The 25,846-nt window shown below is 65.5% G+C and carries 34 protein-coding genes and 3 tRNA genes; 17 read left to right on the top strand and 20 right to left on the bottom strand.

Annotated features, from left to right (window positions below; genetic code table 11):
• Window positions 1–58: 58 nt before the first annotated feature.
• The 3 genes from LIX00_RS07570 to LIX00_RS07580 all read left to right on the top strand — a co-directional run bounded on the left by LIX00_RS07570 (window position 59) and on the right by LIX00_RS07580 (window position 837).
• A tRNA-Asp gene (locus tag LIX00_RS07570) sits at window positions 59–131 on the top strand.
• Between the two features lie 101 nt (window positions 132–232).
• Window positions 233–676 carry a group I intron-associated PD-(D/E)XK endonuclease gene (locus LIX00_RS26105; RefSeq protein ID WP_227355596.1) on the top strand — a complete coding sequence of 148 codons (444 nt, stop codon included), beginning with the start codon at window positions 233–235 and terminating at the stop codon, window positions 674–676.
• A gap of 88 nt (window positions 677–764) precedes the next feature.
• Window positions 765–837, top strand: a tRNA-Asp gene (locus LIX00_RS07580).
• A gap of 137 nt (window positions 838–974) precedes the next feature.
• Here LIX00_RS07580 and LIX00_RS07585 read toward each other — a convergent pair.
• Window positions 975–1,220: a hypothetical protein gene (locus tag LIX00_RS07585; RefSeq protein WP_227355597.1), complete on the bottom strand. Its 246-nt coding sequence runs from the start codon at window positions 1,218–1,220 to the stop codon at window positions 975–977.
• Here LIX00_RS07585 and LIX00_RS07590 point away from each other — a divergent pair, their 5' ends adjacent.
• The 3 genes from LIX00_RS07590 to LIX00_RS07600 all read left to right on the top strand — a co-directional run bounded on the left by LIX00_RS07590 (window position 1,221) and on the right by LIX00_RS07600 (window position 5,842).
• The gene (locus tag LIX00_RS07590) at window positions 1,221–1,490 is read left to right on the top strand and encodes a hypothetical protein (protein WP_227355598.1); all 270 of its coding nucleotides are present in this window, start codon (window positions 1,221–1,223) and stop codon (window positions 1,488–1,490) included.
• A gap of 185 nt (window positions 1,491–1,675) precedes the next feature.
• Window positions 1,676–3,289, top strand: a complete 1,614-nt coding sequence (locus LIX00_RS07595; RefSeq protein WP_227355599.1) for a COG1361 S-layer family protein — start codon at window positions 1,676–1,678, stop codon at window positions 3,287–3,289.
• Complete coding sequence (locus LIX00_RS07600) at window positions 3,290–5,842, top strand: efflux RND transporter permease subunit (RefSeq protein ID WP_227355600.1); 2,553 nt, start codon at window positions 3,290–3,292, stop codon at window positions 5,840–5,842.
• A gap of 4 nt (window positions 5,843–5,846) precedes the next feature.
• On the opposite strand, the gene LIX00_RS07605 is transcribed toward LIX00_RS07600, so the two are convergent.
• The 3 genes from LIX00_RS07605 to LIX00_RS07615 all read right to left on the bottom strand — a co-directional run bounded on the left by LIX00_RS07605 (window position 5,847) and on the right by LIX00_RS07615 (window position 7,706).
• Window positions 5,847–6,200 (bottom strand): fluoride efflux transporter FluC, encoded by a 354-nt coding sequence (locus LIX00_RS07605; protein ID WP_227355601.1) that lies wholly within the window; start codon window positions 6,198–6,200, stop codon window positions 5,847–5,849.
• Window positions 6,197–6,583 carry a fluoride efflux transporter CrcB gene (crcB, locus tag LIX00_RS07610; protein ID WP_227355602.1) on the bottom strand — a complete coding sequence of 129 codons (387 nt, stop codon included), beginning with the start codon at window positions 6,581–6,583 and terminating at the stop codon, window positions 6,197–6,199. Before crcB ends, LIX00_RS07605 begins: the two co-directional genes overlap by 4 nt.
• A 94-nt stretch (window positions 6,584–6,677) precedes the next feature.
• Entirely contained in the window at window positions 6,678–7,706 is a 1,029-nt protein-coding gene (locus LIX00_RS07615; protein WP_227355603.1) for an ATP-binding protein, read from the bottom strand.
• A 77-nt stretch (window positions 7,707–7,783) separates the two neighbouring features.
• Here LIX00_RS07615 and LIX00_RS07620 point away from each other — a divergent pair, with 77 nt between their 5' ends.
• A complete protein-coding gene (locus LIX00_RS07620) occupies window positions 7,784–8,233 on the top strand; it encodes an Ig-like domain-containing protein (protein ID WP_227355604.1) in 450 nt (149 codons plus the stop codon).
• 27 nt (window positions 8,234–8,260) lie between these two features.
• Here the strand turns inward: LIX00_RS07620 and LIX00_RS07625 are convergent, their stop codons facing one another.
• Genes LIX00_RS07625 through LIX00_RS07640 form a run of 4 tightly spaced genes read right to left on the bottom strand, consistent with a single transcriptional unit; the run spans window position 8,261 to window position 11,293 of the window.
• Complete coding sequence (locus LIX00_RS07625) at window positions 8,261–9,022, bottom strand: protein-L-isoaspartate O-methyltransferase family protein (RefSeq protein ID WP_227355678.1); 762 nt, start codon at window positions 9,020–9,022, stop codon at window positions 8,261–8,263.
• Window positions 9,023–9,048: 26 nt separating this feature from the next.
• Window positions 9,049–9,960: a class I SAM-dependent methyltransferase gene (locus LIX00_RS07630; protein WP_227355605.1), complete on the bottom strand. Its 912-nt coding sequence runs from the start codon at window positions 9,958–9,960 to the stop codon at window positions 9,049–9,051.
• A gap of 36 nt (window positions 9,961–9,996) precedes the next feature.
• Window positions 9,997–10,641 (bottom strand): protein-L-isoaspartate(D-aspartate) O-methyltransferase, encoded by a 645-nt coding sequence (locus tag LIX00_RS07635; RefSeq protein ID WP_227355606.1) that lies wholly within the window; start codon window positions 10,639–10,641, stop codon window positions 9,997–9,999.
• A gap of 1 nt (window position 10,642) precedes the next feature.
• A complete protein-coding gene (locus tag LIX00_RS07640) occupies window positions 10,643–11,293 on the bottom strand; it encodes an HVO_0476 family zinc finger protein (protein ID WP_227355607.1) in 651 nt (216 codons plus the stop codon).
• A gap of 98 nt (window positions 11,294–11,391) precedes the next feature.
• Here LIX00_RS07640 and LIX00_RS07645 point away from each other — a divergent pair, with 98 nt between their 5' ends.
• On the top strand, window positions 11,392–11,760 hold the full coding sequence (locus LIX00_RS07645; protein ID WP_227355608.1) for a hypothetical protein: 369 nt from the start codon (window positions 11,392–11,394) through the stop codon (window positions 11,758–11,760).
• 3 nt (window positions 11,761–11,763) lie between these two features.
• Here LIX00_RS07645 and LIX00_RS07650 read toward each other — a convergent pair whose 3' ends face one another.
• Entirely contained in the window at window positions 11,764–12,096 is a 333-nt protein-coding gene (locus LIX00_RS07650; protein ID WP_227355609.1) for a CHY zinc finger protein, read from the bottom strand.
• Window positions 12,097–12,118: 22 nt separating this feature from the next.
• A complete protein-coding gene (locus LIX00_RS07655; protein ID WP_227355610.1) occupies window positions 12,119–13,063 on the bottom strand; it encodes an aminopeptidase in 945 nt (314 codons plus the stop codon).
• Window positions 13,064–13,184: 121 nt separating this feature from the next.
• On the opposite strand from LIX00_RS07655, the gene LIX00_RS07660 reads away from it, so the two are divergent.
• Together LIX00_RS07660 and LIX00_RS07665 are read left to right on the top strand one after the other, a co-directional pair.
• Window positions 13,185–14,198 carry a type II glyceraldehyde-3-phosphate dehydrogenase gene (locus LIX00_RS07660; protein ID WP_227355611.1) on the top strand — a complete coding sequence of 338 codons (1,014 nt, stop codon included), beginning with the start codon at window positions 13,185–13,187 and terminating at the stop codon, window positions 14,196–14,198.
• 337 nt (window positions 14,199–14,535) lie between these two features.
• On the top strand, window positions 14,536–14,925 hold the full coding sequence (locus LIX00_RS07665; RefSeq protein ID WP_227355612.1) for an Hsp20/alpha crystallin family protein: 390 nt from the start codon (window positions 14,536–14,538) through the stop codon (window positions 14,923–14,925).
• Here LIX00_RS07665 and LIX00_RS07670 read toward each other — a convergent pair.
• The 3 genes from LIX00_RS07670 to LIX00_RS07680 form a co-directional block, all read right to left on the bottom strand.
• Window positions 14,912–15,778 carry an ATP-grasp domain-containing protein gene (locus LIX00_RS07670; protein WP_227355613.1) on the bottom strand — a complete coding sequence of 289 codons (867 nt, stop codon included), beginning with the start codon at window positions 15,776–15,778 and terminating at the stop codon, window positions 14,912–14,914. The genes LIX00_RS07665 and LIX00_RS07670 overlap by 14 nt on opposite strands.
• Window positions 15,779–15,900: 122 nt before the next feature.
• Complete coding sequence (locus LIX00_RS07675) at window positions 15,901–16,431, bottom strand: 50S ribosomal protein L16 (RefSeq protein ID WP_227355614.1); 531 nt, start codon at window positions 16,429–16,431, stop codon at window positions 15,901–15,903.
• 61 nt (window positions 16,432–16,492) lie between these two features.
• Window positions 16,493–17,104: a metal-dependent hydrolase gene (locus LIX00_RS07680; protein ID WP_227355615.1), complete on the bottom strand. Its 612-nt coding sequence runs from the start codon at window positions 17,102–17,104 to the stop codon at window positions 16,493–16,495.
• Window positions 17,105–17,251: 147 nt separating this feature from the next.
• Between LIX00_RS07680 and LIX00_RS07685 the strand changes: the two genes are divergently transcribed.
• Window positions 17,252–17,875 (top strand): DUF2238 domain-containing protein, encoded by a 624-nt coding sequence (locus LIX00_RS07685; RefSeq protein WP_227355616.1) that lies wholly within the window; start codon window positions 17,252–17,254, stop codon window positions 17,873–17,875.
• A 1-nt stretch (window position 17,876) separates the two neighbouring features.
• Here LIX00_RS07685 and LIX00_RS07690 read toward each other — a convergent pair whose 3' ends face one another.
• The 5 genes from LIX00_RS07690 to LIX00_RS07710 form a co-directional block, all read right to left on the bottom strand.
• Window positions 17,877–18,590, bottom strand: coding sequence for a DUF2270 domain-containing protein (locus LIX00_RS07690; RefSeq protein WP_227355617.1), 714 nt, complete (start codon window positions 18,588–18,590; stop codon window positions 17,877–17,879).
• Between the two features lie 217 nt (window positions 18,591–18,807).
• On the bottom strand, window positions 18,808–19,002 hold the full coding sequence (locus LIX00_RS07695) for a cold-shock protein (protein ID WP_227355618.1): 195 nt from the start codon (window positions 19,000–19,002) through the stop codon (window positions 18,808–18,810).
• Window positions 19,003–19,126: 124 nt separating this feature from the next.
• Window positions 19,127–19,510 carry a hypothetical protein gene (locus LIX00_RS07700; RefSeq protein ID WP_227355619.1) on the bottom strand — a complete coding sequence of 128 codons (384 nt, stop codon included), beginning with the start codon at window positions 19,508–19,510 and terminating at the stop codon, window positions 19,127–19,129.
• 184 nt (window positions 19,511–19,694) lie between these two features.
• Window positions 19,695–19,868, bottom strand: a complete 174-nt coding sequence (locus LIX00_RS07705; RefSeq protein WP_227355620.1) for a hypothetical protein — start codon at window positions 19,866–19,868, stop codon at window positions 19,695–19,697.
• A 221-nt stretch (window positions 19,869–20,089) separates the two neighbouring features.
• Window positions 20,090–20,383 (bottom strand): hypothetical protein, encoded by a 294-nt coding sequence (locus LIX00_RS07710; protein WP_227355621.1) that lies wholly within the window; start codon window positions 20,381–20,383, stop codon window positions 20,090–20,092.
• A gap of 272 nt (window positions 20,384–20,655) precedes the next feature.
• Here LIX00_RS07710 and LIX00_RS07715 point away from each other — a divergent pair, with 272 nt between their 5' ends.
• Window positions 20,656–20,994, top strand: a complete 339-nt coding sequence (locus tag LIX00_RS07715) for an SH3 domain-containing protein (RefSeq protein WP_227355622.1) — start codon at window positions 20,656–20,658, stop codon at window positions 20,992–20,994.
• Window positions 20,995–21,317: 323 nt separating this feature from the next.
• Here the strand turns inward: LIX00_RS07715 and LIX00_RS07720 are convergent.
• Window positions 21,318–21,391 (bottom strand) — tRNA-Phe (locus LIX00_RS07720).
• A gap of 135 nt (window positions 21,392–21,526) precedes the next feature.
• On the opposite strand from LIX00_RS07720, the gene LIX00_RS26270 reads away from it, so the two are divergent.
• The 4 genes from LIX00_RS26270 (at window position 21,527) to LIX00_RS07735 (ending at window position 23,359) form a co-directional block, all read left to right on the top strand.
• Window positions 21,527–21,637, top strand: coding sequence for a zinc-ribbon domain-containing protein (locus LIX00_RS26270; RefSeq protein ID WP_438267066.1), 111 nt, complete (start codon window positions 21,527–21,529; stop codon window positions 21,635–21,637).
• Window positions 21,638–21,729: 92 nt separating this feature from the next.
• Window positions 21,730–22,158 (top strand): hypothetical protein, encoded by a 429-nt coding sequence (locus tag LIX00_RS07725; protein WP_227355623.1) that lies wholly within the window; start codon window positions 21,730–21,732, stop codon window positions 22,156–22,158.
• 1 nt (window position 22,159) lies between these two features.
• A complete protein-coding gene (locus LIX00_RS07730) occupies window positions 22,160–23,116 on the top strand; it encodes an alpha/beta fold hydrolase (protein WP_227355624.1) in 957 nt (318 codons plus the stop codon).
• Window positions 23,117–23,221: 105 nt separating this feature from the next.
• Window positions 23,222–23,359, top strand: a complete 138-nt coding sequence (locus tag LIX00_RS07735; RefSeq protein WP_227355625.1) for a DUF7331 family protein — start codon at window positions 23,222–23,224, stop codon at window positions 23,357–23,359.
• Between the two features lie 226 nt (window positions 23,360–23,585).
• Here LIX00_RS07735 and LIX00_RS07740 read toward each other — a convergent pair whose 3' ends face one another.
• Complete coding sequence (locus LIX00_RS07740; RefSeq protein WP_227355626.1) at window positions 23,586–24,134, bottom strand: iron transporter; 549 nt, start codon at window positions 24,132–24,134, stop codon at window positions 23,586–23,588.
• A 376-nt stretch (window positions 24,135–24,510) separates the two neighbouring features.
• Here LIX00_RS07740 and LIX00_RS07745 point away from each other — a divergent pair, with 376 nt between their 5' ends.
• A complete protein-coding gene (locus LIX00_RS07745; RefSeq protein WP_227355627.1) occupies window positions 24,511–25,557 on the top strand; it encodes a hypothetical protein in 1,047 nt (348 codons plus the stop codon).
• The last annotated feature ends 289 nt before the right edge of the window (window positions 25,558–25,846 follow it).

Genomic DNA, 25,846 nt, shown 5'->3' on the forward strand with positions numbered 1-25,846 from the left:
GCCTCCTTCGTTTGGAAAGCCTTAAGCCTACAAGCCAGAAAGGAGAGAGTGCGTCCAAGCCCGGGTGGTGTAGTGGCCCATCATACGACCCTGTCACGGTCGTGACGCGGGTTCAAATCCCGCCTCGGGCGTTCTTCTGAACTTACGAGCAGATCAATTGTGGCGAGTGAGTTTCGTAGTGAGGCCCATGTTCAAATAGAAAAACGAACCACGGGTAGTCTGTACTCTAGCGATGAACACGTCGAGAAAAGGTGACGAAACGGAAGCGGTGGTTCTGAGCAGACTCGTGGAAGTCGGCCTGTCGGTCTCAGTTCCGTTCGGAGATGGCGAGAGATACGACCTCGTAGTCGATGACGGGAGCCAACTATATCGAGAGCAATGCAAAACCGGAAGCCGGGTGAACGGCGCAATTCGTTTCAATCTCTACATCTCCACCGTGAGTTCGGAGGGACGTGTCGATTCGGATTACGCCGCGGACGAGATCGACGGTTATGCAGTGTACTCGCGGAGAATGGATGAAGTCTACTGGATACCCATCGAAGAGACTAGAAACGGAGAAATGCGATCGGAGTGGACGAGTCGCAACCGAAGGCACCGACATCGAAAATTAACTGGGCTGACCAGTACAGGATTGCGACGATGTTTGGTTGATTTTTGGTGCTTGGAAAGTACGTAGTGATTCAAACTGCGTTATTCCCTCCCACAAGCTGACGAAATCGACACCCCTTAATAAGGGCGCGGAGTAGGTGGAGTTGCGTTCTCAAGCCCGGGTGGTGTAGTGGCCCATCATACGACCCTGTCACGGTCGTGACGCGGGTTCAAATCCCGCCTCGGGCGTTCTTCCGAACTCACGAGCGAGGCGTCTGCGCCGAGCGAACGCCAAACCGGTGTCGACTGCGAGCGTCCGACTCCGGTGCGACGGAGCGTGAATCGGAGCGTACTCGATGGTGGAATTTTTACACGTGTGCGCGGAATCACCGCGCGACCCCGAAACTCTGCTCGGCCGTGAGGACGTCCCCACCGCCGACCTGCATCGTGAATTCGACCGCTAGAAGTACGAAGCGCTCGAACGGCGGTGCGAAACCATCGACGGCGTCGTCGCGATTGGCGTCGTCGAGGACGGTGCGGTTCTCCGACAAGGGCCGAAATGGACGACGCTTGGCGGGAGCGTCCTCCCCGACGGGGGCTGGGTCGAAGCCGCGATAAACACCTTCGACCACGTGACCGGCGTCGAGATCGAAATCGAGGAGCCGGTGCTCTTCGAGCGAGTTCGCTTCTCCGCGGAGGGCGACGTCGAGTCGGATTTCTCGGCACCGGGGGTTCACTTCCGCGCGTCGTTCGCCGAGGGCGAACGCGCGTTTCGGGAGGAACCGACGGTCGCCGACGACGACGCCGAGCAGTTCGAGGAGGTGGAGTTCGCGTGGTTCGAAGAGATGCCCGAAGATGCGCACCCGAACCACGAGGAGCACGTCCGACTGTTCTTCGAGTAATCTCCGCGACTGCGACGCCGACGAACGCTCCGAGCGTTGACGCGCGCTCGTCCGGTTACCGTCGACCGAGCGGACGGCATCTACGTTTCGGCCAAACCTATACGAATCACCGTCGCGTGACGGGACTGGGGGAGAGAAATGACGCAACTCGTAGAGGGTGGGGAGACTCTCGCGGAACTCGACGCATGAATCGGGGGGCGCTCGTTCGAGTCGCCGTGGCGCTCCTGCTCGTCTCGCAGGGCGGAGCGTCCGTCGTCGCGGAACGCGGGTCGTCCGCCCAGCGGACGACGACCGCGGGAACGACGACTGCACAGACCACGACCGACCAAACGGCCGGCGAGTTCGAACTCGTCTCGGTCTCCTCGAACGTCCCGATAAACGGAACCGGCACGCTCGCGCTCACGTTCGAGAACACCGGGGAGGACGTCACCGACGCCAGTATCGCCGTGCAGTCGCCGAACGAGAGCGTTCGGTTCGGACGCACGCAGGACGCCCGTCGGTTCGTGGGCGACTGGTCGGCCGGCGAGCGCCGAACCGTCGAGTTCAGGCTTCGCGCGGAGGAGTTCGCCGAGAGTCGGAGCTACCCGTTTCAGGCGTTCGTCTCGTACGCCGGCGAAGGCGGGTCGCGGGAGCGCGCCGGGCCGTTCGCGTTCGACGTGACGCCCGCCGAGACGATTCGATTGGAGCGGTTCGAAGTGACGGCCATCTCCTCGAACGTGCAGGCGGGCGACACGGGGACGATTACCCTGACGCTCGAAAACACGGGACGGGACGTGAGCGACGCCATCGTCACCCTGCGCTCGGCGAACGACCAGGTTCGACTCGGACGGTCGGGTAACGCGAGCCAGTTCGTCGAGGAGTGGCCGACCGGCGAGGACGTGAGCTTCGAGTACCGGGCGACGGCGGGCAACGACACCGCCGTCGGGAGCTATCCCTTCTTCGTCTCGGTTTCGTATCGGGAGGACGGAAGTCGAACCCGAACCCCGTCCCAGGTCGTCGGCGTCATCCCCGCGCCGGAGCAGTCGTTCTCGCTCGGCGACCTGAACAGCACCCTGCGCGTCGGCGACGAGGGGTCGGTCACGGGAACCGTCACGAACGAGGGGCCGCAGATCGCGCCAAACGCGGTGCTCGTCCTCGCGTCGCAGGGGGAGAACGTCTATCCGAAGGAGACGGAGTACGCGCTCGGCACCCTCGAACGCGGCGAATCGGTCCCCTTCGAGTACCGAATCGACGTGAGCGACGGCGCGACTCGCGGGCCGCGCCAGCTATCGCTCGTCGTCCGATACCAGAACCAGGACGGGGACCCGCGGCGGAGCGAACCGCTGGAGGCCCGAGTGCGCGTCGCCCCGCAGCGGGACGAGTTCGCGGTCAGGCCGAGCGGAGCGTCGGTCGAAGCCGGGTCGAGTTCGACGGTTTCGCTCGTCGTCACGAACCGCGACGACAGGACGCTCCGAAACGTCGACGCGCGGGCGTTCGTCGACAGCCCGCTGACCGTCGAGGACGACCAGGCGTTCGTGCCGCGACTCGAACCGAACGAATCGGCGACGATACGGTTCGCGGTCGGCGCGAACGGCGGGACGCTGGCGGGAACGTACCCGATGTCGCTCGATTTCCAGTACGAGACCCCCGACGGCGACGAAGAGCTCTCCGACACGTACGAGGTTCCGATTCGAGTCGCCGAGCCGGAGGGGGACGGACTGCTCCCGTTTTCGACCGGTTCCGGATTCGCCCTACCGCTCGTCGTCATCGGCGTTCTCCTCGGTATCGCCGGCGTCGGCGCGGTTCGGAGGTGGCGGTGAGTGGTCCGGTACCAAGCGGTCATCGACCGGCTCGACGAGTGGATAGTCGGGCGGTCGCGGGCGGTTCTGCTCGTCTTTCTCGTCCTGACCGCCGGGTTCGGCGTCGGGGCGACCCGCGTTTCGACCGAGGCCGGGACGAGTCAGTTCACCGAGGACACACCGGCCCAGGAGGCGTTCGACGCCGTTGAACGCGAGTTCACGCCGCCCTTCGCGGCGGAGAACGGGAGCACCCAGCTCATCCAGACGGGGCGAAACGTGCTGTCGAAGCCCGAACTGCTGGCGATGTTGGAAGCCCAGCATCGACTGGAGCAGCGCGAGGAACTGCGCGTCGGTTCCACGGTGAGCGCGGCGGCCATCGTCGCGCGAACGCTCGACCCGAACGCGACGACGCTCGAAGCGCAGATTCGCGCGCTGGAACGGGCGACGCCGACCGAAATCGAAATCGCGGTGAGACGGGCGGCGACGAATCCCGAGTTCAGGACGCTGCTGAGCGACGACTTCAACCCTCGCGCGGCCTCGGCGTCGGCGACCGTCGGAATCGTCGAGCACCGGATTCCGCGCGGCATCCCCGATCAAGCGGGCGCTGAAGCGAGCGGGGAGGACCCGCTGGCGGAGATTCAGAGTCGCGCGCAGTCGGTCGTCGGAACCGTCGACAGCGACATCCGGGTCTTCGGAAGCGGTATCGTCACCTCCGAGCTATCGAGCGTCGTCTTCGATTCGCTCGTCATCGTCGTCCCCGCCGCCGCGGTGCTCATCCTCGTCTTTCTGGTGTTCGCCTATCGCGACCCCGTCGATCTCCTGCTCGGGGTCGCCTCGCTGGTGATGACCGTCGTCTGGACGCTGGGGTTCATGGGCATCGTCGGAATCCCGTTCACGCAACTGCTCGTCGCCGTGCCGCCGCTGTTGCTCGCGGTCGGCATCGACTACGGAATCCACGTGATAAATCGGTACCGCGAGGAGCGCATCGAGGACGGGGCGAGCGAGGGGGGCGTCGGACGCGCGATGCGACGAGCGACCGACCAACTGCTCGTCGCGTTCTTCGTCGTAACCGGGACGACCGTGCTCGGGTTCGCGTCGAACGTCACGAGCCGCCTCCAGCCGATACGGGAGTTCGGCGTCGTCGCCGCGGTCGGCATCGTGTTCACGCTGCTCATCTTCGGTATCTTCCTCCCCGCAGCGAAGGTCGCGGCCGACCGACTCCGCGCTCGGCTCGGCGTTCCGGCGTTCGGCGACCGTCCGCTCGGGGAGGAGGGGTCGCTGCTGGGGCGGACGCTGCAGGGCAGCGTCGCGCTCGCCCGCCGGAGCGCCGGGTCGGTGCTCGTCGTCGCGTTCGTCCTGACGGTCGCCTCGGGGTACTACGCGACGGGCATCGACACGTCGTTCTCGAACGAGGATTTCCTCCCGCCCGAGGAGACGCCGGCGTACCTCGAATCGCTCCCCGAACCGCTCGCGCCCGAAACCTACACCGTCACGCGAACCATCGAATTCCTGGACGAGAACTTCGCCACCGCGGAGGACGACGCGGTGACCGTCTTCGTCGAAGGGCCGCTGGAGGAAGACTACGCGCTCGAATCGTTCCAGCAGGCCAACCGAAATCCGCCGGCGTCGTTCGTCGCGGACGAGAGGCGGGCGAGCGCGGAGAGCATCGTCACCGTCATCCAAGAGTACGGCGAGCAATCGGAGGCGTTCCGCCGCCTCGTCGAGCGGAACGATATCGACGGCGACGGCGTCCCCGACGACGACCTCGAAACGGTCTACGACCGACTGCTCTCCTCGCCGGCACGCGGGCAAGCGTTGCAGTACATCTCGGACGACCGGCGAAGCGCGCAGGTCGTGTACGCGACGAAGAGCGGCGCGTCGCAGGAAGCCATCACGCGCGACGCCCGCGCCGTCGCCGAGCGGTACCGCTTCGACGCGACCGCGACGGGCGAAATCGTCGTCTTCCAGTCCATCGCGGCGCTCATCTTCGCGTCGGCGGTCCGCAGTCTCGCCGTGGCGCTGATCGCGACTGCGGTCTTTCTCGCGGTCGTCTATCGCGTCCTCGCCGGGCGCGCGGCGTTCGGCGTCGTTAATCTCGTCCCGATAATCGTCTCGGTCGCGCTGCTCGCCGGGACGATGCGGTTGCTCGGGATACCGTTCAACGCGCTCACCGCGACCGTCCTCGCCATCGCCCTCGGTCTGGGCATCGATTACTCCGCCCACGTCGTCCAGCGGTTCACCGACGAGTACGACGCACGCGGTGAACACGAGGAGCGTGGGGTGCGTGAGGAACGCGAAGAGCACGCCGAGCGCGACGGGGAGACGGAGGTCTTCGACGCCCTCTCCAGAACCGTGCGCGGAACCGGCGGCGCGCTGACCGGAAGCATGCTCACGACCGTCGCCGGAACCGGAATCCTCGTCCTCGCCATCACCCCCGTCCTCGGGCAGTTCGGTCTCGTGACGGCGCTCAGCATCTTCTACTCGTATCTCACCGCGCTCCTCGTGACGCCCGCCGTTATCGTCGCGTGGGCGACCCTTTCCCGGAGCGCGTCCGCAAGGCGGGATCGGACGTGACTCGTCATCCCGAAAGCAGGGTCGCCGCGGTGCCGCCGAGCGCGACCGCAACCAGCGCGCCGACCAGGTTCACCGTCGCGTTGCCGACCGCCCGGCGGCGTTCCCCCCGCTCGTACAGGCGAACCGTCTCGAAGGCGAAACTGGAGAACGTGGTGAACGCGCCGCAGAATCCCGTTCCGAACAGGGTCACCATCGCGGAGTTCTCGGTCAACCCGGCGGTCAGCGCGCCGAGCACGAAACTCCCGACGACGTTGACCGCGAGCGTGTCCCGGCGCTCGCCGGGGAGCGCTCGCCCGACGAGGTGGCGACTCAACGCGCCGAGCATCCCGCCGACGCCGACGAGGAAGGCCGGATTCACGGGACGACACCCCCGACGACCCGGCGACCGAGGAGGACAGCGAGGATGCCGAGTACGTAGTTCGCGGCCACGTTCGCCGCGGCGAGCGGCGGCGAGAGCCCCGCCGTCTGTACCGCGAAGGTGCTGTAGGTCGTGAACGACGAGAGGAATCCGGTTCCGACGAGCAACCGCGTTTCCGGCGCGAGCAGGTCCGTCAGGCGGGCCTCGTAGAGGAGCACGCCGAGCGCGAAGCTCCCGGCGACGTTCACCGCGAGCGTCCCCCACGGAAAGCCGCCGGGGAGGGCGGCGCTCGTCGCGGAACGAAGGACCGCGCCGGCGAACCCGCCGACAGCGACGAGGAGGAGCGGTTCGACCCGTTCGAGTTTCTGCGTGGCCTGCGACATCGTTTCTCCGGGGGCCTCTCGGCCCGGTAGGCGGTTCTCGACCGAGTCGGCGGGCGAGACCCGTCGCTCGTGTTCGATGCGGTTCGCACCGACCCTATCCCTTTCGAAGTTCGCTCGCGCTCGGACTCCCCCCGCCGTGCGCCACCCGTCGCTCTCGGATTCGAACCGCGTGGACGCTCTCGGTCGCGTCGTCCACGACGAGCGCCGCGCCCGGCGTCTCCGGCATCCGGTCGGCGAACGACCCTCGCATGTACGCCGGTCGGGCGCGAGCGAGGGCGTCGCGGTCGGGCCGCGAGGTCAACCGATGCGCGAGGAGCACGTCCGACTGCGAAATCGCCACCTCGGGGAGCGCGGCGGGACGCTGCGTCGCCGCGACCAAACTGACGCCGGGGCGGCGGCCGCGCGTCACGATGGTCCGAAGCGCCGGTTCGGCGACCCCGTCGAAGAAGGCGTGCGCCTCGTCCACGACCAGCCACGGAAGCGTCCGTATCGATTCGGCGATTCGGGCGCGGTAGAGGTCGTCCGCGACCGCCCGAACTACGGCGTTCATCGGCGCCGCGTCGTAGCCGGAGCAGTCGAGCACAATTCCCGACGCGGCCGCGCAGTCGACCGCGGTGAGTCCGTCGGACGAGAACACGCCCCACGACTCCGCCAGCGCGAGGTGATTCCGCGCTGCCCGTCGAGTCGCCGGGTTCGCGTCCGCGTCCGCAACGTACGCGACCATCTCCGCGAGCGTCTCGGCTTCTATCGCGGCCCGCCAGACCAGCGATCCGGTCGGACTCTCGCGGTCGAGACCGAGCAGGTCGCACCACGCGCGCGACGTGAGCGCGCTCGCAGCGATCTGCGGACTTTCGACGACCTCGAAACCGGTCTCGTCGGCGAAGGTGACGAAAGCGCCCATGGGGTCGGCGACCACCGGCGTAACGCCCTCCGCCGCCGCGAGTTCCTCCGCCAGCACGCCGAGCGTGTACGATTTTCCGTAGCCGCGTTTTCCGACGACGAGCGCGACGTGCGGACCGTCGAGGTCGACGTCGACGCGCGCGCCGGGGCTTCCGTCGCGCGCCCGATACGTGCCGAGGTTGCCCGCCGCGCCGGAGTCGCCTGTGCGTCCGAGTACCGTCATGCGGCGTCTTGGTTTCGGAATCGGATTTGAATCTTCGCGCAAAGGTTTAAATCCCAGAGGAGGAGCAGTTCGGGGCCATGTCCGCGTATCAACGGTTTCGGTCGGACGACCGCGCCATCGAAGGACTGCCGATTCGACTCGTCATCGCGCTCGTCGTCGGCGTCGCCAGCCTGGGCGTCATGATGAACATGCTGTCGGGACTCAACGGACTAGCGGTAAGCGAACTCGACGCGAAGCCCCAACCCGAAGTCATCGAACCGGGTCGGCAGACGGTCGAGGTACGGGTCATCGATTCGGACGGGAAACCGGTCGCCGACGCGACGGTCGTCGTGAAAGGCGATTCCGCGACGCTGGAGGACATCGGGACGGCGACCACGGGCGCGGACGGACGGGCGAGCCTCTCGATAGCTCCCGGACTGGGGCCGAATCAGGACGACGGCACGCTCGACGTGGATATCAAACCGCCCGCTGGAAGCGAGTTCGCCGACAATCGGGAGAACACGCGGATACTGGTCGTCTCCGGTTGACGTCCGGTTCTTCCGCGCTCGCCCGGCCTACCCGTACCCGTCCCAGTCGATCCACTCGTGTTCCCAACCGCGCCGCGTCTGCGCGTGGCGCTCCGCGAACTCGCGGTCTTCCCGAGCCGTCCGGTTCCGTTCGAGCGAGTCGGACTGCTCGCCGTCGACGAGCAGCGGCGCGAAGGCGACGCTGCCGAACCGCTCGGTCGGTTCGGCGGCCCCGCTCGCCGACCGTTCGATGGCGACCAATCGCTGGTTGCCGCTGCCGAGGGGGATGACCAATCGCCCTTCGGGCGCGAGTTGGTCGACGAGCGTCCGCGGCGGGTCGATAGCCGCGGCTTCGACGAGAATGCGGTCGAACGGCGCGTACTCCGGTAGCCCGTCGGCCCCGTCGCGGCAATCGACGAACACGCCCCCGTAGCCCGCGGCGGCGAGGTTCTGTCGCGCTTCGTAGACGATTCTCCGGGTGATGTCGACGGCGTGGACGTTACGTTCGCCGACCATCTCCGCCAACACCGCGGCGGTGTAGCCGACGCCCGCACCGACGACGAGGACGGAATCGTCCTCGCCCACGTCGAGCGCTTCCAGCAGCCGAGCCGCGGTGCTCGGGGCCAGTATCCGCGTTCCCCGGTGGTCGAACGACTGGTCCGAGTAGGCGCCCTGCTCGGCGTCGATCGGGACGAACTCGTGACGTGGCACCGTTCGGAGCGCGAGACCGACCCGTTCGCTTCGAACGACCCCCTTGGTCTCGTGCTCCAAACTGGCGACCATGTCGTCGCGCAACACCGCCGGTTCCATGAACTGGCGTTGGGTTCGGACGTTCTTCAATTGCGCGGCCTTCGCCCGACGACGGCTTGTTGATTCGTCCCCGGAACGTCGCGGATTTCGAACCCCTCGAAGCCGGCGTCCTCGAACCAGTCCGAAAACTGCTCGGCGGTGTACGCGTCGCCGTTTTCGGTCTGCGCGAGCATGTGCGCCCCCATCAGCGCCGCGCCGTCGGCCCGGCCTCGGATTCGGTCGACGAAAACCGCCGCGCCGCCGGGGTCGAGCGCGGCGAAGGCGTTACGGAGGAGAGCACGATTTTCGTCGGGGCCGAGCGAGTGCGCGACCCGAGAGCAGAACGCGACGTCGAAGCCCGTCGGGAGGTCGTCGGTGATATCTCCGGCGACGAGTTCGACGGGCTCTCGTTCGAGAAATCGCCGGTCGATGTCGACGACCGCGGGTCGGTCGACGAGCGTCACTTCGAACCCGCGACGGACGAACTCCTTGGCGAAAGCGCCGGGACCGCCGCCGATATCGAGGACGCGCTCGGCGTCGGGGCGTTCGTGAACCGCCTCGGTGACGCACGCTCGAACCGTCGTCTCGTCCACGGCCGCCATCGCCCCGGCGAAGTTCGTCGTCCACTCGTCCGGCGTCGCGGGCGGCGAGCCGGTTCGCATGGTCTCCGGGAGCGCCAGCCACCGGTCGAGGCAGTCGAGTCGGTGGGGGACGCTGCCGATGGAGCGCACGTCCGCCTTGGCGAAGAGTCCGAGCGCCCGGTTCGTGGGTTCGTACTCGTCGCCGACGCGTTCGAGAAATCCTAATTCGGCCATCGCTTCGAGCGTGATCCTCGCCGCGCGCCGGGTGACCCCCGTTTCGTCGGCGACCTCGTCGGGCGTGCCCGCGTCGAACGCGACGGCGTCGACGATGCCGGTCTCGCGGGCGGCCCACAGCAAGCAGAGTTCGCGGTAGTCCATACCGACCGCTCGGGCGCGAGCCGAAAAAAGCTACGCTCACTGCATCGGAACGAACCGCACCGCGCCGCGTCGGTCGCGGTCGAGCGCGCCGTCTTCGCGCTTCCGTGCGAGAACGAGGCGCTGCGTCGCGGTCCCGAGCGGCGCGAGCAGGCGACCGCCGGGGCGGACTTGTTCGACGACGGCGGTCGGGAAGTCGGGGGCGGCGCAGGTCAGGTAGGCGGCGTCGAACGGTGCGCGCTCGGGCCAGCCGTCGTGTCCGTCGCCGACGCGGATCGAAATTTCGTCGTAGCCGAGGTCGTCGAGTCGCTCTCGGGTCTCCGCCGCCAGCGACTCGTGGTACTCGACGCTGGCGACGTTCTCCGGGCCGACGATTTCGGCGGTGACGGCGGCGTGATACCCGCATCCGGTGCCGATTTCGAGCACCCGCTCGCCCGGCGAGAGGTCGAGCAGCTCGGTCATGATGGCGACCATGTGCGGGGCGCTGATGGTCTGGTCTTCGCCGATGGGGAGCGGGCGGTCGGCGTACGCCTCGCGGCGCTTGTTCTCGGGGACGAACTCGTGGCGGGGGACGGCCCGGAGCGCGTCTAGCGTCGCCTCGTCCTCGATGCGGTCGCGGTCGGCGAGGCGACGGACGAGGGCGGTTCGTTCGTCCTCGAAGTCGTCGCGTCCGCGTCCGAACATGCTACCACGCCGACCACGCGGTCGAACTCTCGTCCTCGGCGTAGATTCGCTTCGCGTCCTTGGCGAGGACGGTGTCGCCGTCGTGGTCGAGTCGGTCGAAGTCGTAGCCGGTCGCGTCGTCCGTGACGAGGATGCCGTCGACGGTGAACTCCTCGTCGGCGAGTTCCTCCGTCTCGCCGACGACGAACTCGTAGTCGCCCGGAACGTTCACCGTGACGCTCCGCGAGTTATCCCTGCGCCCGTCGTTCGGGTGGACGGTGACGTTGACCGCGACGTTGTCCACGGCGCGCGTCCATATGGTCTCCACGTCCTCCGCGACCGACTCCTCGACGCGGCGATTCTCGCCCTGTTCGAGGCTCGTGATTCGGACGACGAAGATGGCCTCCTCGGTTTCGAGGACGAACTCCTCGCCGACCGCCAGCGTCTCCGCCACCGGGACGTCCGCCGTCGCGCTGAACGACTCGCCGCCCTGCGAGACGACGACGTCTATCTCCTCGGTCTTCGCTTCCGCTAGCTTCGTCTTGTGGACGTGGCCGCACTCGGTGCAGCGAACCGTCGCTTGTCCGCCCGATTTGAGCACCTCGTGGACGGTCTCCAACTCGGGGGAACACGACGGGCAGGGGACTGCCACGCGCTCCGAAGTTTCGCTCATATCGTCGTAGTATGGACTGCGGGCGTAAAAGTGCGCGGAGTTGGGAGGAGCCGCGACAACAGAAGGCTCATGCCGAACTGGGAACGTCGTCGGTTCGAATGAGACGGCGAGAATTCGTCGGGAAGATAGGCGTCGGGATGCTGACGTTCGGCGTAGCGGGTTGCGGCGCGTTGGTCGGACGGGAGAACGAATCCCCGATACCGCTGTTCGTCACGAATTACGACGGGGCGAGGCGTACAGTCACCGCGATTTGGCGCGACGACGAGGGTGAGAGGGGTCGAGAGACGGTGACGGTTCCCCCCGAAAACAGGGTTCGAATCGCCGAAATCGAACCGAGTAACGGCGTTATCGTCGAAACGCCCAGCGGATTTCGAAAGGGAGGTGGTCCATTCTGGGGCGCAGCATCCGCAGAGATATACGTCAGCGGCGAGCGCGCAGTCGAAATACTCCCCTTGAAAACCGACTGAGCGTCAGCCCTCGAAGTACAACTCGTAGTGGTCGGCGCAGCCGGGATTGAACTCCGCGTCGCACTCGGGACACCGCGAGTCGCAGGCGAGGTACGCGGGTATCGTCAGTCGCGCGCCGCAGACGCCGCACAGCACCGCCTCCGCGTCCCGTTCGTCCTCGGCCCACGCCTCGCGGGGGTGGTCGGCCACCGCGTCGTGACACCGGAAACAGGGGTAGAACTCGTCGCAGCAGGGGAACCGAATCGCGATCACGTCCCGCTCCGTGTCGTAGTGCGAACAGCGCGTTTCAGGGTCTACGTCGACGCCGCGAACGTCGATTCCGTGGACGAGTGTCATTCGAGAAGGTCGAATTTCGTCGTTAAGGCTGTGGCAGTTCGACTTCCTCGCCGTCCGCGTAGACGGTCGGGTCTCGGATGATGCCGTCCAAGTGGAGCGGGGCGTCCGTGTCGCCGCCGATTCCCGCGTCGTCGCCGATGGCGATGTGGACGGTGCCGCCCGCCTTCTCGTCCAGTAGAACGGAGCCGACGAGTTCGGTGACCGCGACGTTCGTGCCGATGCCGAGTTCGGCGAGGTTGTACGCGTCCCGTCCGACCTCTTCAGCGGCGGTTTCGACCTGCTCGCGGATGTCGTCGTCGCCGATATCGGTGACGTAGCCGTCTTCGACCTCGAATTCGAGGGTTCGCCCGCCTTCGAGTAGACCGTGAGGGCGCATCGTTCCGTCCACGACGTAGCGACCGTTCGCGTTCTCGGGGCTGACGAACACTTCTCCCGCGGGGAGGTTGGTGAAGTCGCCGGGGTCGTGACAGAGACCGGTGTCGTCGAACCACTCGCGGTCGCCGGGTTCGAAGGTGATGTCGGTTCCTTTCTCGGTGGTAACGCGGATTTCGTCCGCGCCCTCGACCTGTTCGAGCACGTCCCGGCAGTGCTCGTCGATGGTCTCGTAGTCGGCGGCCAGGCCGGTAACCATCACTTCCTCCGTGATGCCGGGGAGGGTCGCGACCCGGGCGCCCGCCTCGTTCGCCTCGCCGCGCGCCCGGGTGTGGCTGAGGCTCTTGGTCGTCGGGGCGAGCACCACGTCCGCTCCGGCCATCGCGGCGGCGACGGGGGCGGGAGGTTCCTCGCCGTGCTGGTTGCCGACGGGGTATCGCGCGATGAGCACGTCGTCGGTCACCTCGCGGGCGGCGTCGTACAGCGCCTCGCCGATGTCCCACCGCTTCTCGTCGGTGACGACCGCGCAGGATTCGTCCGGTCGGAGCGCCATGCACTGTTCGACGGCGGTTCGCGCCGCGTCGTCCAAACTCATGGTTTGGGGGTTGCAGTCGGCGGGGTTAGGTGTTCCCTTTCGCGACTTACTCGCGGTCGAGTTGTTTTCCGTCGAAACGGCTCGAAACCGTTTTGGTCGCGGACGTTGGAGCCAAACGTACATGCTACAGGTCGGCATTAACGGGTACGGGACGATCGGGAAGCGAGTCGCTGACGCCGTCCGCGCGCAGCCGGACATGGAGGTCGTCGGCGTCGCGAAGACCCGGCCCAACTTCGAAGCCGAGGGGGCCGTCGAGAACGGGTATTCGCTCTACGCCGCCGTCGAGGAACGGGCGGAGCGGTTCGACGACGCGGGGATCGAACTCGCCGGAATGGTGGACGAGATGGTCGAGCGGGCGGACGTGGTCGTGGACGCCTGTCCCTCGGGAATCGGCGCGGAGAACAAGTCGCTGTACGACGAGTACGACACGCCCGCGCTGTATCAGGGCGGCGAATCCGCCGACGTGGGCGACGTGAGCTTCAACGCCCGCGCCAACTTCGAGGACGCGGCGGGCGCGCGGCACGTCCGCGTCGTCTCCTGCAACACGACCGGGCTCTCGCGGCTCATCGCGCCGCTCCGCGAGGAGTACGGGGTCGAGAAGGTTCGGGCGACGCTCGTCCGGCGCGGCGGCGACCCGGCCCAAACGGGCCGCGGTCCCATCAACGACATCCTACCGAACCCGATCTCGCTGCCGTCGCACCACGGACCGGACGTGAAAACCATCTTCCCCGACCTCGCCATCGACACGCTCGGGCTGAAGGTTCCGGCGACGCTGATGCACATGCACAGCGTCAACGTCTCGCTGGAAACCGAACCGGACGCCGAGGAGGTGCGCGAACTGCTCGAAAACGAGTCGCGCCTGTTCGTCGTCCCCGAGCGCATGAACGTCGACGGCGCGGGGAAACTCAAGGAGTTCGCCATGGACAGAGGTCGGCCGCGGGGCGACCTCTGGGAGAACTGCATCTGGGGCGAGTCCGTCTCGATGGAGGACAACGACCTCTACCTCTTCCAGGCCATCCACCAGGAGAGCGACGTGGTTCCCGAAAACGTCGACGCGATTCGCGCCGTGACGAACGCGGCGGACGCCCGCGAAAGCGTCGAGACGACGAACGACGCGCTCGGAATCGGCTTCTGAATCGGGTCGTTCGTTTCGGCCTATTCTACGGACCGTCTCGCACGAGTCGCTCGATCGAATCCAACGGGCGGACGACACGGACTCCGCGTCTCCCGGTTCGAAGTTCCCGTATCCGACGGTGCACGCCCCCGTCCGGAGAGAAATCACGAAAAGGGTGACGCGACTGCGGTCCGAGATAGCTCCCAGCGCAACGACGACGCCTCGTCACTCCGTCAGCGCGCCTCCCGTTGGTCTCAAACACCAATCACTTTCCGGTTGGATCGATTTTCTCCGATTCGAAACGGGATATTCGGAGGCCGTCCAAAACCTTTTCCCCGGCAAGGGCTTAGTATCGAGCATGCGACGAGACGACCGCGACGACCCCTTCGACGACCTCTTCCGCGAAATTGAGCGCATGATGAACGATATGATGGGCGGGAACGTCGACATGCAGGTCGATACAGGCACGTCGGGGTTCGGTACTGAGACCCACATCGACATCCACGAGGACGACGAGACGGTTCGCGTCATCGCCGACCTCCCCGGCGTCGAGAAGAGCGACATCAACCTCAAGTGCGACGGCGAGATGCTGACCATCAGCGCCGTCAGCGACCACCGCGAGTACGACGAGCGCATCTCGCTTCCGGCGCGCGTCGACGAACGCTCCGCGAAAGCGACCTACAACAACGGCGTCCTCGAGGTCACGCTGGAGAAGACGGACGAGTCGGCGAATATCAACGTCGAGTAGCTCGGACGAGTTCGGCGAGACGGTCGTAGAACCCGTCTTCGTACTTCGTCTCCGCGTCGACGGTCGGCCGGGCGTTCGTTTCGTTCACCACGACCCGGTCGCCGGCGTCGAGCAGGTCGACGCCGAGGAAGGGAATCTCCAACACCTCCGCGGTTCGTTCCGCGAGTTTCCTGTGTTCTCTCGGAAGGGTTCTTCCGCGCGCCTCCGCGCCCCGATGGACGTTGTGCTTCCACCGACCGTCGGCGAGCGCGTCGTCCGGCAGTCGGCGTTCGACCGCGCCGACGTACTCGCCGGCCACGACCATCGCGCGGTAGTCGGTCGCGTTCGGGAGGTACTCCTGCACGAGGAACGATTTGTCGCCCGTGGCGCGGTAGTCGTGGACGAGGTTCAGATAGTCGACGACGCCGAGGAAGGAATCGAGGTCGTCGACTTTGGCGATACCCGTCCCGCGCGTGGTCGAGTTGGGCTTCACCACGACCGGGGGATCGAACCGGGCGAAGACCTCTCGGAGGTCGCTTTCCTCGACCGGATTCGAGACGACGACCGTCTTCGGGACCGGAAGCCCCGCCCGCCCGAGACGGGCGACGACGCCCCCCTTGTTGCGCGAGGTGAGCACCGCCTCCCGGTCGTTCACCCACGGCACCGAGAGCAGGGCGTCCACCACGCCGCCCTCCATCGACCGCGAGGGGTAGACGAAGCCGACGTCGAACTCGTCGGGGTCCCACGGCGGGTCCGCGAGGTCGAAGGTTCGGGCCTCGCTCGGGGCGTGGCGCGCCCGAATTCCGCGCTCCGCGAGGGGGTCGCGCATACGCGCGAACGACTCCTGTTTGTACGCCACCGCGAGGTTCAGCATCGGACGGGTAGTTCCGCGGCAGTCCGTAAAAAGGTGCGTAGTCGAGGGGTGCGGTTCCGCCGTCCCGTCGTTCGCGTCGCCGTCGCTCCGCGAGGTTCGCCGACGGAAAGAACGAGTTCGTTTTAGCTGACCAACTTCTCCTGACCGCGCTCGACGACGATTTTGCACGGCGGAGAAATCTTGTTGTACGCGCGGCGGAGGGCGTCTTTCACGGCGTCCGCGTCGTCGACCGAACACCACGCGGTGAACACGCGCTCGCCCGCCTGAATCCGCGCGGCGGTGCCGACCGGTTTCCCGAACGCCTGTCGCATCCCGTCGGAGACGCGGTCCGCGCCCGCACCCGTCGCCTGCTTGTTCTCGCGCAGGACGTGGTGGGGGAACTTGCGGAGAATCATCTTGTAGTTCTCCTGTCCGAGGTTTTTGAGCAGGAAGCGGTTGGCGGAGAGGCGGGAGGCCTCCAGCGCGCCGTGGCGAATCTGGCACTCCTCTTCGACGACGAGCGATATCTGGACGGGGTAGTCGTCCTCGTCGCTCTCCACGTTCCCCATCTTGTACTGTGCGATCTTCGAACCCGGGATACCCGTGATGTACTCGCGTCGCGTGTACGGGGGCTTGCTGATGGCCCGGTACATCGAGGCAGGTTTGTCGGACATGGTTACTACTGATGTCTGATGGTCAGGCCGCGAATAAACCCTTCGAAGCGCGTTCGACCTTCTACACGAGGTCTCGGACGAATCGGTCGGGGATGTAGGCCAACATCGAGGTGGGTATGCGGTCGACCAGCCACTCCGCCGCGAACACGAGGCGCTTGCGGAACAGGGAGTAGACGCCCGAGATCAACACCGCGACGACCACGAGCGTCTGAACCGCCCCCTCGTGGAGGACGAGGCTCGGGAGCGCGAGGAAGACCCCGAGCGCGAAGTCCTCCGGCGCGCCGTCGTACCGGATCCACCGCCGGGGACGAATCCACCGCCCGCGGTAGTGGTCGTACACCGCCCGGTTCGATTCGCCGAGCCACGGCTTCAACTCCAACCCGCCGCCGAAGGCGTCCGACGCGGAGTGAATCGCCGCGGAGAGGAAAAAGACCCCGAGTGCGACCGTCAGCGCGGTCGGCGCGAGCGCCGCGACCGCGAGCGCCGCCGCCGCCGCCAGCGAGTAGTAGACGGGAAAGTGGAGCGTCTTCCGGTGGCCGGAGTAGAGGTCGAAATCGGGGAACAGACCGCCGACAAGCCCCGCCGAAACCGCGACGGGGGCGAACTCCGGTGCGACGAACAGCGCCGCACTCCCGACGAGCACGCCGAGGAGAGCGTGCGTTGTTGCCATCATCGTATCCACCGTAGGCGAGATTCACGTAAACGCTTGTCGGAGCGTACGGGAGTGAACGTCCGAGGGTGCAGGAACGCCCGCGAGAGTACCGCCGAGGTGCGCCGCGAGGGTGACCGTTTACTCCGTTCGGCCCGTACGTTCGACGCGATGGGGACGACCGACGACCGCTCGCGGCACCTGGTGCGAGGGATGCAACTCGCCATCGCGAGCGTCGTCGTCGTCGGCCTCGCGACCCGGAACGTCGGCGTGTTGGTGAACGGCGTCTTGGCGCTCGGCGTGACCGTCCTCCCCGGTGTGTTAAATCGCGACTACCGCCTCGCGCTCGACCCCCGCATGACCCTGTGGATCACCGCCGCCGTCTTCTTCCACGCGGTCGGGATGCTCGGACTCTACGACGTGGTCTGGTGGTGGGACCACCTGACGCACACGCTCTCCGCCACGCTCGTCGCGGGCGTCGGCTACGCGACGGCGCGGGCGTTGGACGAACACTCCGACGCGGTTCACTTTCCGCCGCGGTTCATGTTCGTCTACGTCCTCCTGTTCACGCTCGCGTTCGGCGTCGTCTGGGAGGTGCTGGAGTTCGCCGCGCGGGGGTTCGCCGAGGTCGCGGGAATCGACCCGGTGCTCATCCAGTACGGACTCCGGGACACGGTCGTCGACCTCATCTTCGACGCCGCCGGGGCCGCGCTCGTCGCGCTGTTCGGAACCGGCGCGCTCTCCGGCACGATAGAGGTGCTCGTCGCGCGATTGGCGAGGAGCGAATCCGAGTGACTCACTCCTCCGGAGCGTCCCACCCCGTCACGTCGCTCGACAGAATCTCGCCGTTGATGTTCCACGTCCGCGGTCGGTACGCGACGGCGAGGACGCCGACGTAGAAGGCGGCCACGAGCCCCGTGACGACGAAACCGGGCAGCCAGGCGATGGCCGCGCTTCCGGGCCACCCCGACGCGGACTCGTACGCGGTCAGGTGAAACACCCAGGCCGCGAGCAGGACGAGAAGCAGGGGGGCGTACACTCGACGCAGACGGTGGGCCAGCGCCTCCTCCATCGACACCTTCATCTTCGGCATGCGGTAGTCCCGACTCAGTTTCCGTCGCCACCGATCGTCCACCACGCCGGCGGAGTCGTCCAGCGCCAGCGCGAACACGTTCTGCTGGAGCATGCGAACCCGAGACCGCCACATGTCGTAGGCGCGATAGCGCCGCGCCTCGATGAGCAGGAAGATGCTCACCATTATGACGGCGAGCAGGACGATGTAGTGGGGGTTCCCTCGACTCGAAAACGCCCACGTCAGGATGGCCGCCATGAGCGTTATCGCCCAGTTGCTCGTCCGGTCGAGTCGCTCGCGCCAGAACTTCATCCGGTGAATTTCGCCGCGGTAGAGGTGTGCGAGGGCCGAACTCGGACCCATGCTCTCCTCGAACAGTCCCGCGCCGATCTCCGCGTCGGAAGTCGCCGTTCTTTCGGGGTTTGGCTGGCCAGTCATGGTTACATCGGGCGTTTCGCCCCGCGATTCGCGTTGATAGTTTTGCCCGGAAGCGTGAAAACCGGTGCGGCTCGAAAGGGAGCGCCGCCGTCGAGAGGGGAAAACCACCGTCGGCGGGAAAATCGGGGACGAGAAGCCGACGGCTACGCTCTTCGAATCGGTTCTAAGTAAAATTGGATTCGTTTCCGCTACCCAAGCAGCGAGTAGTTCGGACTACTTACAGGCGGGTGACGTTCGTCGCGCGCGGACCTTTCGGTGCCTGCTCGATGTCGAACTCGATCTCCTGCCCCTCTTCGAGATCTTCGCCGCCAACGTCCTCCATGTGGAAGAAAACGTCCTCGTCCGCGTCCTCGGTGTCGATAAAGCCGTAACCGCCAGTGTCGTTGAAGAAATCAACTTTTCCTTTCGCCATTGCTTCTAAACAAAATAGCGGGGCACGCATAAGGCTTCCGAGACGGACGTTGACACGCGGGTCACGGGTAGCGACCGCCGGCACGGCCGAAAAAGTCCACCGGGCGCGAGTCGACGGTCGCTCGTCACTCGCTCGAGTCGTCCCGCTCGGAGCGCTCTATCGGATAGCGCCCGCCGTCGGCGAGTTCTTCGAGCGTCGAGTCGGCGACCGATTCGACCTCCGCGAGAAGTCCGTCCTCGAATTCGGCGACGAGTTGGTACGTCAACTTCCCGTCGGCGGTGACGCCGGCCGGAAGGATTTCCTCTTCGAGGCGGTCGGCGAGTTCGTCGTGATCGCCTCGCAGGCGCGATTCGGCCTCGTCGACGTGCTCCATCGCGCGGCCGACCGAGTGGTGGAACTCGATGAGCGCGCCGTGGGCGCGGTGAAACGTTTCGAGCGCCCGCTCGACCTCTTCGACGGCCGCGCGTTCGTCGTCGGATAGCTCCGCGATAGCGTCGCGTTCTCCCATGTACCGTCGTCTCTCGTCGCGTCAGTTAGCGGTGTCGGGCGACGCGCTCGGCGACGAAAATCGTTTACGAGTGTTCGTCGCCCACCGACCGAAATGGAGGACGAATCGGTGGGCGACGCTCTCCGCGTCCTACGAAAGCGTCTCACCGACGAGCGCGTGCGCCGTCGGGACGCTTCCGGAGGGGCTACCCGTCCTCGTCTTCGTCCTCGTCGTCTTCCTCGGGGGAGTCCGCCTCCCCCTCGCGGAGTTCCGTCTGTTCTTCGGCGTCGGCCTTTTCGGTTCCCGCACCGTACTGAGTATCCTCGTCTCGCTCGTCGTTCTCCTCTTCGTCGTGGGACTCCGAGTTCTGATCGGTCATCGTGTTTCCTCCCATCGAGGGTACGAGCGCGAGAGGGATAGGTTTGGTGAGCGATCCGCTCGCCGCGTTCACCGCGCTCGATCCGTCGTTCGAGTGACGCCTTGTCGAATAGTTCCGCCGTTCGGGCTCCCCGAGCTCAGCCGTGCTGTAGCGGTAAAAATCTCTGCGAACGCCCGGCGCGTCGGTCGACGGATCGTCCGCGACCGACGCGCGGACGGCGCTCACGCTTCGCTTTCGAAGACGTTCATCGGCTTCTCCCAGTTGACGACCTGCGCCATCGCGAACGTGTGCGTCGTGATGCCGTCGTCGATGAGGATGACCTCGCCCTCGAAGTCGAACGTCGCGGTTCCCTGCCGGACTTCCACGTACTCGTCAGAGTCGGCCCACTTCGCGTGCACCTCGCCGTGTTCCAACACGTCCTGCATCATGCGAACGATCGTCGGGTGTGCTTTTGCGGCCGACTCGTCGAAGTCGCCGGTCACCTTCAGTTCGTCGCGGGCGCGGTCTATCTCCATGGGTATCGGTACGACATGCAAGCTAAAAAAGTTTGAGCGAATCGGCGGCGTGAATGAATCTTCGTTCATCACGGGACGCGACGGTTCACTTTGCGCTGCGGTCGAATCGACATCCCCGAATTTCTACGTACTCCCCCTTAGGCTCGAACCAGTGAACTTTACGCCGATTCTCCGTCTTCGGCCGCATCTGAGTCCGCAGGCACTTCGACCGCTACCAGAACCATCGGATACCGTATATTTTTCGCGAGGGCCAACGAAAACCACCGACACAGATGAATCGCCGTCGAGTCGCCGAAGCGTACGAATCGGCGTATCCGGAACCGATCCGCGTGAGCGAAGGGGATGAACTGACAATCGAAGAACGCGCGACGAAGTGGGAGGGTTGGCTGTGGTGCATCGACACGACCGGACGAGAGGGATGGATACCGGACGCGTACGTCGAGCGACGAGATGGGCGGTGGATCGGTCTCGAGGATTACGTGGCGAGAGAACTCACCGTCGAACTCGGTGACACGCTCGCGTCTCACGTCACCGTCGCCGGTTGGGAGTGGTGTGAGAAGCCGACCGGCGAGACCGGGTGGGTACCGTCGGAGAACCTGCGTTCGATTTAGTTTTTCAAGCGGAAACTCAGCGGCTAAAATCGATGGGGTGTCGCCTCCCGGATTACGAACTACGCCCGGAAACGCGCAGCGAAGCGAGCATTTCCGGTCTCGTTTGAATCACTGTCGGGAGCACTTTCGCTGCTCCCTTCGGTCGCAGGAAAATGCCATCTCCCGGATTTGACGTGCTGGGTCGCGACCGCTCAGTCAACTCGGGCGATTCTTGAGCAACAAGCCATGTCCGAGTTAGAACCCATCGAACCGGCGAAAGCGAAAGAATTGTTCATCGCACGACGGCGCGGTTGTATTCAACTATGAATCGTATTGAAACAGGATGCCGCCTCCCGGATTTGAACCGGGGACAGCTCGATCTTCAGTCGAGTGCTCTCCCAGTCTGAGCTAAGGCGGCGCACTCGGTAGGAAGCGCATGGGACAAAAAAGGATTTCGAAATGCGCCGGACGGCGCGCGGGCGGCCGGGCGACGCGCACGCCCCGACTGCCGCCGGACGCAAGCCATTTACCGGTCGTCGTGGTATCCCCTCTCATGGGAGACCCGGCCTGCTACCTGGACTTCTGCCCCGAGTGCGACGCGCAGGTGACGACGGTGGACGACGAGTGTCCCGACTGCGGGGCGGCGCTGGACGACCGCGAGTAGTTCGACCCGGCGCTCCTTTCGACGCCGACACCCCCGATTGATTATGCTATTTTTTATCACGGTCGGCGTCGCGCGTTCGTCGGGGGGGAACGATGAACGACACAGGCCTCGCCAGCCACGAGTGGTGGGAGCGTTACAAAGAGATAGTGAACGACGACCGCGAGATGGAGGTCCGGGGGCACGACAAGTTCGACGATAACTTCTACGTCGAAATCGGCGACGACCGGTTTCTCGTCGAGATGGACGGCGGGAAAGTGCGGGAGGTGGTTCCGAACCCGACGCTGAACGACCGCTGGGCGTTCGGCGTCGAAGGCGACCGCGAGGCGTGGGAGGAGTTCGTTCAGGAGACGCCGCCGCCGTTCAACCACGAGATAATCGCCTCGCACTACCGCACCGCGGTCAGGAACGAGGAGGGTCACCTCAAGATGACGGGGGACAACAAGCGAATCTTCCAGAACCTGCGACCGTTCCAGCGCGCGCTCGACCTGATGCGCGTCGCGCACAACGACGGGGGGAGCTAACGTGGTCGAACCCGGAACCGTCGAGCCCATCACGGGCAAGTACGTTCACGCGGAGGTGGGCGGGGTGGACCACCGAATCTACTTCGAAGAGAACGGCCCCGAGGACGGCATCCCGCTGCTGTGCCAGCACACGGCGGGCAACAACTGTCAGGAGTGGCGACACCTCCTCGCCGACGAGGAGATAACGGAGAACTTCCGCGTCATCGCCCACGACCTCCCGTTCCACGGGAAGTCGGTGCCGCCGACCACCCAACCGTGGTGGGAGGAGGACTACAAGATGACCGCGGAGCGGTTCACCGAAACGCTCGTCGCGCTCGCCGACGCGCTCGAACTCGAGGAGCCGATTTACATGGGATCGTCGATGGGCGGGAACATCGCGCTCGAACTGGCCGACTGGTACCCGGATCGATTCCGCGCGCTCGTCGGGTTGGAGTGCGGCGCACACAGTCCGGGCTTCTACATCGACTGGCTCGACCACCCGCACGTCAACACCACGGAGGTGAACGCCTACTCCTGCTGGGGACTGATGGCACCGCAGAGTCCGGAAGGAACGCGTCGAGAGACGATGTACCTCTACGAGCAGGGCGCGACGGGCGTGTTCAAGGGCGACCTGTACTACTACTCGGTCGACCACGACTACCGGGATAAGCTGGACCGGGTCAAAGCCGACGAGTGCCCGCTGTACGTCGTCAACGGGGAGTACGACTACCTCACCACGCCCGAAGACGGGCGGGAAACGGCCGAAGGCGTCGGCGACGGTGCGGTCGCCGTCGAGATGGCCGAAATCGGTCACTTCCCGATGAGCGAACACCCCGAGTTGTTCAACGCCTACCTGAAGGAGATTCTCGCCGACATAACGGGCGAGCGGGACGAGGCGTTGCCGGAGCGACTGACGCCGGACGACGTGGGTATCGAGCTCAGTCCGCCAGCACCCGCGCGAGAGCGGTCGACGGACTAACGCAAGTTTCACCCGCCACGGTGCCCTCGGCGGTACGGAAAGCGGCGAAAAGCCGCAGAGGGACAAAGCTTATTTCAACACGGTCCCGCCCTCCGGACGTACCCGATGGTGCAAGAGAACACAGAGCAACGTGGCGACTGCCTGGAACGCGAGATCGACGGCGGCGTCGAACTGTACGACCCGGAGAACGAAGACGCGTGGATATGGTCTGACGTCGGCGTCGAACTCGTACGACAGGCGTAGCGACGACCGACTCCGCCCGGGTCGAGCGTATCCCGCCCTTCGAAGCACCGTTCTGAGAGCCGCGACGTTTCGCCGGCAACCCGCCTATCGTCAGCCGTGAAGGCGACACCGTCGACGCCGAGGGGCGACCGACGACGCCGGATCTGAATTCGACGCCGACGTTCGGTTCTACACCGCCGCACGAGTCGACGCCGACGTCCGATTCCGTCGAGGGGGTGCGACCCGCCTACTCGCGCCCCGTCTCGATATGGACGTCCTCGAAGGTCACTTCGACCGGTTCGGTGTATCGGTCGCCGTTCTTCTGGTCGTGGCGCGGGAACTCGGGGGGTTCGACCTCGATAGTGATGGTGTACGTCCCCTCGTCCGGAAGTTCGAGGTTCCGACCGTAGTGATAGAGACCGGGATGCCAGACGAACGGGATTCGCTCCGGTCCGACCGTGTTCCCTTCGCCGTCCTCGAGCGTCGCCCGGACGGACACCCCGGGGAGGAATCGGCCGTCGTCGACGCTGGCGACCAGCACTTCGAGGTGGCAGTTCTCGTTCTCCGCGGGTTCCTCCCACTCGAACTGGCCGTCGCGCATCCGATACATCCCCTCGGCTTCTTCCTGAGCGAAGCCGACGATGTAGTCGCCGGCTTCGGTTTTGTCCCCCGTCTCGGCGACCTCCGTAATCATGTACTCGGCCGCTTCCAAGTACACGTCGCCCGCGTTGCGTGCGAGTTCGAGTTGGCGCTCGTCGACTTCATCGCTGGGTTGAAGTTCGTTTTCGCTACTCATTGTTCTTCCCTCGAAAGTGGTCGAGACAGATGGCTATAAAAACCCGGGACGGTTTCGCATACTTCTCCCGAACGGAACGGAAACCGAGCGGTCCGAGAAATCGCCGACGAACCGACGGGCGGGGCGAACGTCCGGTTCGAAACGTCGACGGTCGCTCGCTTCCCCGAATTGGGCGTCGACACTCCGACGGACTCGGATTAGAGCGTCGGTCCTCTGGTGTCAAAATGAATTCGCGCCGTCGATTAAATCACTGTCTTCGTCAAGACAAAGTATTTACCCAGGTCCCGAGTTCGAAACGGTACTCAAGCCCTCGAAACCGCCGGTGTACCGCTGAACCGGAGAGAACCCGTCAGAGAGCTCGTCGTACCCGTTCACAATGTATAAATTACCGTTCGAGCGTGAAACATTCACGTTCTCGACCCTCGCCGTCCCCGTGTTTCTCCTCGTCGGAATCTACGGGACCGCAGATCGATACGTCCGAATTCTGGCCGGCACCCAGCAACCGCACGTTGACGTGCGGTGCTGTTGGCGTCCGCTCGCGGAGGCGGTGCTCGCCGGACAGCCGATCTACGTTCGACCGGCGGTCGATAACAAGCCGCCGTTGTTCGAACTTCTCAACGTCGCCGTCGCCGCCACGGGACGGTATCTGCTGGTGTTCTTCCTCCTGGTCGGCCTCGCGAACGCGCTCTCTGCCATCCTCCTCTGGCGAATCTGCGCGCGGCGAGGCGCCTCCCACGTCGGATTGGTCGCGAGCCTACTATTCCTGGTGAGCGTCCCCGCCGCCGGGGGTATCGTGGTGAACGTGCGCTCGTTCGCGGTGGCTGGAATACTGCTCTCGTGGTACGTTCGAAACCCGACGGGTCGCGGGGCCGCCGTCGCGGTTGCGGCCCTCTTCTCCCAGCACGCGGTCTTCGCCATCCCGGCGCTCGTGTACGACCGCGTCCGCGAACTCGACCGTCGGTCGGGGGTTCGGTGGACGACCGCGTTCGCACTCGGCGGTTCGAGCGTGGTCGCCGCGACGTTCGCGTTCGTCTACGTGGTCTGGGGTTCACAGTCGTTCTACGGGGCCGTCTACTGGACGGTCGGAGTCGCGGGGAAGTACGCGACCAACCCGGTCGTTCCGTCGCTCGTCGGAGACACGGACAGGTGGCTGAGTGCCCTCTACCGGGAAGGAATGAAACACCTCATCCTGCTCGTGCCCGCGGCGATCGCCGTGCAACTGGCGCTGACCGACCGCGGTCGCGAGCGACTGATTCCGTCGTCGAACGCGCCGCTGGTGGTGACGACGACGCTGCTCGCGCTCTCGATGACGGTTCCGCTGTTCGTTCGCGCCTACCGGGCGTACTGGCTCTACCCGCTTCCCTTCCTCGCCCTGCTGGCGAGCCTCGGCTACCAGCGGTTGTTCACCGTCGGCGAGTCGTGAGTTCGTCGGCGAAGAGAGGCGAAAATTCAGTGGGTTCGGGCGGATTCGAACCTCGGTCGTTCTGCCCCGCGCCACTCCCTGCTTCGAATCCTCGAAAAACCATTCGACGGCGCTGGCTCCTCGCTGCGCTCGTCGAGTTGCGCCGTCAGAAGTGGTTTCGGGCGGATTCGAACCACGCCAAGACGTTCCTACTCGCCTCACTTCGTTCGACTGCGTGGGCGTGCGACTTGTCTAATTCGATCGCCCTCACGAACGAATTTACTCGTCACGTTCGTTCCTCGCAAAATCC

Source organism: Haladaptatus salinisoli, from assembly GCF_020614375.1.
Classification (GTDB): Archaea; Halobacteriota; Halobacteria; order Halobacteriales; family Haladaptataceae; genus Haladaptatus; species Haladaptatus salinisoli.